Annotated in this window: 8 protein-coding genes; all 8 read right to left on the bottom strand. The window is 33.8% G+C overall.

Going from position 1 to position 7,153, the window contains the following annotated elements; genetic code table 11:
• Positions 1–218 precede the first annotated feature (218 nt).
• The 8 genes from EHQ16_RS11110 to EHQ16_RS11075 all read right to left on the bottom strand — a co-directional run bounded on the left by EHQ16_RS11110 (position 219) and on the right by EHQ16_RS11075 (position 7,051).
• Positions 219–1,133, bottom strand: a complete 915-nt coding sequence (locus tag EHQ16_RS11110; protein ID WP_135631323.1) for a hypothetical protein — start codon at positions 1,131–1,133, stop codon at positions 219–221.
• A 202-nt stretch (positions 1,134–1,335) separates the two neighbouring features.
• Positions 1,336–2,208: an SH3 domain-containing protein gene (locus tag EHQ16_RS11105; RefSeq protein WP_135631325.1), complete on the bottom strand. Its 873-nt coding sequence runs from the start codon at positions 2,206–2,208 to the stop codon at positions 1,336–1,338.
• A gap of 242 nt (positions 2,209–2,450) precedes the next feature.
• Positions 2,451–3,383 (bottom strand): Fic family protein, encoded by a 933-nt coding sequence (locus tag EHQ16_RS11100; RefSeq protein ID WP_135631327.1) that lies wholly within the window; start codon positions 3,381–3,383, stop codon positions 2,451–2,453.
• A 255-nt stretch (positions 3,384–3,638) separates the two neighbouring features.
• A complete protein-coding gene (locus EHQ16_RS11095; RefSeq protein ID WP_135636172.1) occupies positions 3,639–4,037 on the bottom strand; it encodes a type II toxin-antitoxin system death-on-curing family toxin in 399 nt (132 codons plus the stop codon).
• Positions 4,037–4,249, bottom strand: coding sequence for an AbrB/MazE/SpoVT family DNA-binding domain-containing protein (locus tag EHQ16_RS11090; protein ID WP_100745171.1), 213 nt, complete (start codon positions 4,247–4,249; stop codon positions 4,037–4,039). Before EHQ16_RS11090 ends, EHQ16_RS11095 begins: the two co-directional genes overlap by 1 nt.
• Positions 4,250–4,603: 354 nt before the next feature.
• Positions 4,604–5,323, bottom strand: a complete 720-nt coding sequence (locus EHQ16_RS11085) for a hypothetical protein (RefSeq protein ID WP_135636174.1) — start codon at positions 5,321–5,323, stop codon at positions 4,604–4,606.
• Between the two features lie 248 nt (positions 5,324–5,571).
• Positions 5,572–5,979: a hypothetical protein gene (locus tag EHQ16_RS11080; RefSeq protein WP_244242049.1), complete on the bottom strand. Its 408-nt coding sequence runs from the start codon at positions 5,977–5,979 to the stop codon at positions 5,572–5,574.
• Between the two features lie 238 nt (positions 5,980–6,217).
• Positions 6,218–7,051, bottom strand: coding sequence for a hypothetical protein (locus EHQ16_RS11075; RefSeq protein WP_135633352.1), 834 nt, complete (start codon positions 7,049–7,051; stop codon positions 6,218–6,220).
• Between the last annotated feature and the right edge of the window lie 102 nt (positions 7,052–7,153).

Here is a 7,153-nt window from a genome sequence, read left to right as displayed (position 1 = left end):
AGAGTTGGTATCCTATTTTTCTATGTCAAAACAGTCATAAAGATAAGATTTGGGTCATTACGTATAACGAACTAGTGGAGGCGACGTTCCCTGACCCTGAGTCCCAACGGGACGTTAGGGACTGGCACGGAGTTTGCGTATGCAAACGAGTGACAGAAAGGGAATGTGGCGTAGCCCAAGCGAGGCCGCAAGTGCCGAAGCGCAGCGTCTCCATGCTGTTATGCGCTGGGCTGTTTTCTTAAAATAAACAATGCTAAAACTAACTCTGATAATAAAAATGCAAGAGTAAAGAAAATAGAAATTATTTTTTCAAGAAGATTGAGCTCCTTGTCAATATCGCTGGTTTTTTTAGCCTCGATATAGTAAATTCTAAATTTACTTATGGGATAAATTTGAATTAGAATTCCATTTTTCTCATGTTGCATTTGTACATTTCCCAAATGCTCGATTTCTTTGACTAATGTATCCGATATCTCTTTTGCTTGGTTTTTGAAATCTAAATATCCTTTTTCATAGATAATTTGATTTTCGAAATTTTTTATAAAAAAAACACCATTTTTGTTATAAATATTATCATCAATCAAATCAGATGGATAGATAACCGTAGCATATATCAAGTTTTTAGATTTTCTAATAATTAAAAAACAATCATTTCCAAGAACTTTTTGAAGGCTGATGTATGTTGTAAGTTTCTGATTATTTTTTTGATAGTTTTCAACAGATTTTACTATAGCACTTTTTAAGATTTCTAATTTATTGCTTACATTTTCCATAGAGACATTAGTTTCTAAGAAAAGATCTAAGTGTTCTTTTGAGATTAACTTCTTGCTGTTAAGAATGTCTGGTGCTAATCTTTCCGATATTTTAGAGAGGATTCCTTTTTTATTTGAAAAAGTCTGATCTAAGACAAAATAGTCATAGTATTGGTTATCGAATGAAGAAATATTTACTATTTGTAAGTTATATTTACTAAATTTTTCTTCAATGGAATTTGCCCCTAGTTTAGCAAAGACCAACTCGGTTGTTCTGTGTAAGAGTTTAAGATTTCGTTCTACATAATAATCAACAGATAAATAGAGAAAAAAATAGATAATTAGTAGTAACGAACTTTGTATTATAAATTTTTTATTCATATTTTATATAAATTTACAGCCTTGCGCATAACGAATTAGACTAACCGACGTAGGCTGGCCCTGAGTCCCGGACGGGACGTTAGGGATTGGCACGACGCTTGCGCAAGCAAGAGAAGTGACAAAAGCCTATGTGTCGCAGACCGAACGAGGGCGCCAGTCCCGAAGTGAAGCGGTTAGTCGCTGTTATGCGACGTTTAAAGATCTAATAATTATATTTATCGCAACTAATTTCTTCTTTAAATATGTCTTTTTTTGGTAAAGGAAAATATCCGACTAGCAGCGAGTGCTCCATTCTACAAATGTAATCTGGCGGTGAATCAAATCCTTTATCAGGAGTTAAATCTATCCAATATGATAGTTCTGCAGGTTGATGGTCGTAGCTTTCTTCTTCTCTAGAAGTGTACTTAGCATAACATTCTTTGCCCTTAATTAAGCAGTTTGGTTTTTCTAATTCATTAGGATTGGAAGTTATGATAAAACTATTACTATCTGATGAATCAGTTAAATTTACGGTAAGATTACTTAGTATTTCAGAAATAGTTTTTTTATATAAGCTAGCTTCATAATCGCCATCTGTTAAATCGGAGATTAATACCCAACCAATATTTGTATAACTTTTAGGAGATTTAATTTTATAAAATTCACCTAAAATGTTATTTTTTCTTTCTTGTTCGCTGAAAATTTCTACAGTGGAGTTATAAGATAATTCGCCTATTGTTTTAGATTTTAGATCAGGGTTTTCCTTAATTTGTACACCTTTTAGGTTTGCAATTCTGACAAGTTTTCCAATGGTTATTTTTTTAGATGGGTAAAGAAACTCCTTTTCTTCAAATAAGATTTTTACTAGTTCGAGTTCATTTTTTATTATCTTTTCCTGAATTCCGTCTTTTGAAGTAAGGATGGTAATTTTTTGATTCCGGTCAATTCCATAATCGTTAATCTGATTTCCATTAAGATCATATTTGAATTCGCTGTTTTTTGGATAAAAAATTGGGCAGGAATTATTTGATCTGCAGTCCTGTATTTTGTTACAATTGAAAAAGAAAGCTATTGGTAAAAGTAATAGATATTTCATGCGTTATTTCCTAATTGTTTAAATTTTGAGTCTATCTTTTTTTTCGATTTTAAATGTCGCATAACGAACTAGACTAACCGACGTAGGCTGGCCCTGAGTCCCGGACGGGACGTTAGGGACTGGAACGACGCTTGCGTAAGCAAGAGGAGTGCCAGAAGCCTATGTGTCGCAGACCGAGCGAGGGCGCAAGTCCCGAAGCGAAGCGGTTAGTTGCTGTTATACGAAGTCTCCAAGGTAGACATTCATTTTGTTTTCAAAGAAGTTTCTTCTAAGTAAGTTTGAATTGCTTGGATAGTCGTCATCCAATTTCTATTAAATTTTACGGCTGAAAGTTTTCCTGTTCTTGCAAGTAAAGAAAGATATTCTAATGAAAAATTACAGTATTTAGTAGCTTCTTTTAGGGTGATGTATCCTTGTTTTTCATTTGAAGAGTTTGTTGTAAGAGCATTAAGATAAATTATCAAAGATCTTTCAATGGAACGTCCGACAAAATCAAGGAATGTTGAGACATTTCCCTTATCAGCTTCTCGTAGAACTTTGTAATATTTCTTTCTATCAAGATGCAGTATTACAGCGGGAGGGTATCCTTCTTGCATAAGAATTAGATTCATTAAAAGCCTAGCAGTTCTTCCGTTGCCATCAATGAAAGGATGTATGAAGACAAGTTTATAATGCATCCATGCAGCAATCTCTGGTATTGTTAATAATTTATAGTTTTTATAATACCATTCAACTAATTCCATTACTAGATCATAGATTTTAACTGCATTTGGAGGAATATGCGAAGCACCAGTTATTCTAACATTGGTACTTCGAAAAACTCCAGCTTGTTCATCATCGATATTTTTGAGTATTTTCCCATGTATTTCTCGAATTAGATTTAATGATATGAAGGTTTTTTTCTTTATTACTTCTTCTAGGAAGTAAATTCCATCTTTGTGATTTAAAACTTCAAAATGTTCCCTGAGACTCTTGTTCCCGATAGTAATTCCTTGTCTTAAAACTAAATCCGTTTCTTGTAAACTAAGAGTATTTCCTTCAATAGCATTTGAGTTGTATGTCCACTCTAAATAGAATTGTTCGTTAAGTTTGCTTACAATTCCTTTAGGAAGGGGCCTTAGTTTATCTAATTCCTTCTTTTTCCCATTGATACTTTTTATGAGAGTTGGGTTCATATCGGATAACTTCATTTTCGGCGAATCCGATACTTTTTCAATCTTTTATTTATTTCAATGTGGATTTTTGGAGATTTCGTATAACGAACTAGCGGAGACGACGTTCCCCGACCCTGAGTCCCAACGGGACGTTAGGGACTGGTCACGTAGCTTGCGTATGCAAGCGAGTGCCAGAAGGGGAATGTGGCACAGCCCAAGCGAGGCCGTAAGTGCCGAAGCGCAGCGTTTCCGCGCTGTTATACGACGTAGCCTATGTTAGATATTAAGCTGTGCTAGAGATTCTAAAGTTTTCTTAATCTCTTCTAATCTGAATTTTCCTTCTGCAACTCCAATGACGAAGTCATATAAAATATTATTCGGATCAAGGATATCATATCCATTAATATCGAGAAAGACTAGTGAAGAAGCTAAGGCCACTCGTTTGTTTCCATCTAAAAAAGGATGATTTTTACATAGGTAAAATAAATATGCTGCAGCCTTATCTAATAGAGAAGGATGTAAACTTACACCATCAAAAGTAGTCATTGGTTGATTAATTGCCGATTCTAAGAGTCCATGATCTCGGATATCAGCTGCTCCGCCATACAATTCAATTTGATTTTTATGTATGAGAATTACATCCTCAATAGAGAGGAAGATAGTTTCATCCTGCATTATTGGGCTAGTTTTTTGAGTGTTTTACCGTGAGCTTTATTAATCTTTTCAAGAGATTTAGAAATACTTTTTTCTATAGGTTTGATGATCAATGATTTCCCGTCAGTAGTAACTTCAAGAGTAGAGTTTTGGTCAATTTTTAGTAGTTCAAGAATAGGCTTCTCGATAACTAAAGCGGAGCTGTTCCCGTGTTGTACAAGTTTTTTTAACATATTGAGCCTGTATCAACAATGTTATAACATTGTATAATCTATTTCAATCAAAAAATGGTATTTTTTTGAATTAAGGAGGATGTTAAAATTATACAAAAAAATGGTTTGGAGAATGAATTAAAACCGTTGGTTCTCTTCTCTTAATTGTTTTTTACTGATGAATTTTGATTTTCCGAATCGTTTTTTAGGCTATGTCGTATAACGAACTAGACTAACCGACGTAGGCTGGCCCTGAGTCCCGGATGGGACGTTAGGGATTGGCACGACGCTTGCGCAAGCAAGAGGAGTGACAAAAGCCTATGTGTCGGAGACCGAACGAGGGCGACAGTCCCGAAGTGAAGCGGTTAGTCGCTGTTATATGCAGTTGCGTTTTTTATTGGTTATTTCTATTATACTATCTTCAGTTTTATTTTTTATTCTATTTCCTGAGGCGTTTTTTATAATTACACGTGGAAATTGCTCATCTGTTGGTTCATCACCAATATTAAAGTTTGAACTATATACTCCCATAGCTAAGGAATTGCATAAGCTATCAATTTTATCGATTAATTGATCGAAATTATATTTTGATATTTCAAAAGTAAAAGTATTTTTTACTTCGAAATTTTTATCTAAACCATATCTCAGAATATTGTAATCCAATTTAAAGAAGTCTTCGATTTCGGTTATGTTTTTTAGCCTCGATTTTATATCTACTTTAAGTGATATATCTTTAAATTCTAATTCATTCGGTATATTGTTCCAAAGGTTTATTAACGAATGTCCGTTTTTTATTTCTAAAGTTTCTTTATTTGAAACATAATTTTCTATTATTAAGGATGCTTTGAACAATTTTTCTAAACTTTCGTAAATTAGCCGGAAAACTAACAAATCCTTCGTTCCTAATAATGGAAAATTTACTCTATCTTTTACATCGTAATTCAGGGTTTGTGTATCTATGATGTCTCCTAATACAATAAATTTTATTCCTGTCTTCTCTTGTTCAATAATATTGAGTAATCTAATATTGGACAAATCAATTTGGCAGAACCATAGGTAGTGAATGGCAATTTCTAGTTTGTTGTTTAAAATCATAAAAATTAACGCAATTGCATATAACGAACTAGTCTTCCCGAAGTTCCCTGTAGCCGAGCCTCTGAAAGAGGCGTTGGCGTCGGCGCGCATTCTTGCTGTGCAAGAAGCGTGACGGAAGGGAATTTGCCGCAGGCCGAGTGAGGCCTTGTGCCGAAACGTAGCGGGAAGACGCTGTTAGTTGCAGTTGAGTATTTAATAATAAATTCTTTTACTTTTATTAATTTTTAATAAATAATATTTAGAATCGATTAAACAGAGTGGAATCCCTTTGTTACTCTTGTTTCAAAGGGAAAAAGAGAAGGCTCAATAAGAATACTAAATTGAGGTGAATAAAAGAAATGTTCTATGTTGCTATTGGTTACTATTGGATCAATATATTCATATAAATCAGCTAATTTAGCGGAAAAAGGAAAGTCAGTTTCAGTTTTACAGATCAAATGAAAATAGTAATATATGGAATTCCAGCTTTCTAATACGAGACTATCTTTCTTTAATTCACTCATAGTTTCATATTCTTTAAAGTATGATGACTTAGAGTAATTTATTTTATAGCCGTCAAAGTTAAAATTATTTTCTATATCTGAAATAATTTTAGATTCTTCTGATGTTGAGATTCTTTGATAATTTAGTCCATTTATAGTGTGAATTAAGCTCATGGTATTATATTTAGATAATTCAATTTTACTTTTTCTTATTTTCTCTCTAAAATTTACTCAATTGCAACTAACGAACTAGACTAACCGACGTAGGCTGGCCCTGAGTCCCAACGGGACGTTAGGGACTGGCCACGACACTTGCGTAGGCAAGGGGAGTGCCAGAAGCCTATGTGTCGCAGACCGAGCGAGGGCGCAAGTCCCGAAGCGAAGCGGTTAGTTGCTGTTATACGACGTGCATTTAGTTTAAATCGCTTAATTTGTTGGTTTTTAAATTAAATAGAAATCGTTTACTATCCACATAAATAATTACATTTGGAAAATCAGGATTGGTTCCAATTGTTCGCCTAGAATGATTTGGCTCATTTGTTACGGGGATTTTGAATAAGTTTTTTGAAATGTTTTTCTTTAATATAGGGAAATCTTTGCCTTCGTCGAAGAAAAAATTAAATCTAGAAAAGTTTTCTGATTGTTTATTATTATGTAAATTTATTTCACCATCGACAGTTTTGGTTATTTCGTTATAATAGAATATATAATATTTATTTTCTTCTTTTAAATAAGTTATGAATTGACAGTAGTCGGGACAGTGACTTTCGGAATATTTCCAAATTCCTTTTGTTATACATGACTTCCAGTCGAATTCAAAATATTCAATTGCCGGATCGTCGATAGCATACCATTCGTAGTTTACAGAAAAGATTAGTTTGTCTTTTTTTAATGAATGAAACCCGTATGCAACAGATAAAGGAAAATGTACATTCGGACATTTTTTATAATTTTCCTTTTTTTCGTCTTCTGCTACAACTCGATATTCAATTTTATTAGTGCGGTTATTATAAATTCGAAACTGACAAATTTCCGAACTCCTATCTAAAGACACTGGGAATTCATCAAGGCAGCGAGAGTCATAAAAATTGTGTTTCAATAGTTCTGCTCGATATTTTTTGTCAGGACTATAGAATTTCTTTATTACTGTTACATCGTAAAGATCAGAAGGCTCAGAATATATTGAGAAATTAACCGCAAAGATTAAAGTAAGATAGCATAATATTGTTTTTTTAGTATTTTTCATTTTGATCCTTTAAATTTAAATGCATGTCGTATAACGAACTAGGGGAGACGACGTTCCCTGACCCTGAGTCCCGAATGGGACGTTAGGGACTGGCACGGAGCT

It is taken from the genome of Leptospira kanakyensis (assembly GCF_004769235.1).
Lineage (GTDB): Bacteria > Spirochaetota > Leptospiria > Leptospirales > Leptospiraceae > Leptospira_A > Leptospira_A kanakyensis.
This window is presented reverse-complemented; position numbering and strand designations above follow the sequence as displayed.

Bases quoted from the DNA above. Each gene is read 5' to 3' on its own strand.
- EHQ16_RS11100 (WP_135631327.1), bottom strand. From the start codon at position 3,383: ATGAACCCAACTCTCATAAAAAGTATCAATGGGAAAAAGAAGGAATTA.
- EHQ16_RS11080 (WP_244242049.1), bottom strand. From the start codon at position 5,979: ATGAGCTTAATTCACACTATAAATGGACTAAATTATCAAAGAATCTCA.
- EHQ16_RS11110 (WP_135631323.1), bottom strand. From the start codon at position 1,133: ATGAATAAAAAATTTATAATACAAAGTTCGTTACTACTAATTATCTAT.
- EHQ16_RS11075 (WP_135633352.1), bottom strand. From the start codon at position 7,051: ATGAAAAATACTAAAAAAACAATATTATGCTATCTTACTTTAATCTTT.
- EHQ16_RS11090 (WP_100745171.1), bottom strand. From the start codon at position 4,249: ATGTTAAAAAAACTTGTACAACACGGGAACAGCTCCGCTTTAGTTATC.
- EHQ16_RS11095 (WP_135636172.1), bottom strand. From the start codon at position 4,037: ATGCAGGATGAAACTATCTTCCTCTCTATTGAGGATGTAATTCTCATA.
- EHQ16_RS11105 (WP_135631325.1), bottom strand. From the start codon at position 2,208: ATGAAATATCTATTACTTTTACCAATAGCTTTCTTTTTCAATTGTAAC.
- EHQ16_RS11085 (WP_135636174.1), bottom strand. From the start codon at position 5,323: ATGATTTTAAACAACAAACTAGAAATTGCCATTCACTACCTATGGTTC.